Origin of the sequence: Streptococcus sp. oral taxon 431 (assembly GCF_023115445.1) — a bacterium.
In the GTDB taxonomy this organism is placed as follows: domain Bacteria; phylum Bacillota; class Bacilli; order Lactobacillales; family Streptococcaceae; genus Streptococcus.
Map to the genome: position 1 here is coordinate 1 of NZ_JALDUI010000041.1, position 630 is coordinate 630.

The window sequence follows — 630 nt, forward strand, 5'->3', positions numbered from 1 at the left end:
CGCTTGATGAAAGTACTCAATTTACAAGCTAAAATGCGACAGAAACGAAAATATTCTTCTCATAAAGGAGACGTTGGTAAGAAAGCAGATAACCTTATTCAACGCCAATTTGAAGCCGCCAAACCAATGGAAAAGTGCTACACAGATGTGACAGAATTTGCCATTCCAGCAAGCAGTCAAAAACTCTACTTATCACCAGTTTTAGATGGCTTTAATAGCGAAATTATCGCCTATAATCTTTCAACTTCACCAAACTTAGAACAAGTGGAAGCTATGTTAAACCAGGCCTTCACAGAGAAGTACTATGAGAATACGATTCTCCATAGTGACCAAGGATGGCAATACCAACACGATTTTTATCATCATTTTTTAAAGAATAAGGGAATCCAACCATCTATGTCACGTAAGGGGAATAGCCCAGATAACGGTATGATGGAATCTTTCTTTGGCATTCTTAAGACTGAAATGTTTTATGGTTATGAGAATACGTTTCAGTCACTTGAGCACTTGGAACAAGCTATTGTAGACTATATTGATTACTACAACAACAAACGAATTAAGGTAAAACTAAAACATACTAAGATTAGTAGTGAGGAAATCTCCGACGGGAGAAAGTACTCACTACTTTTT

Annotated in this window: 1 protein-coding gene; it reads left to right on the plus strand. The window is 36.7% G+C overall.

Annotated elements, in window-relative coordinates:
- On the plus strand, positions 1 to 630 hold a 630-nt coding region (locus M1R56_RS10015; protein ID WP_248036038.1), incomplete at both ends, for an IS3 family transposase.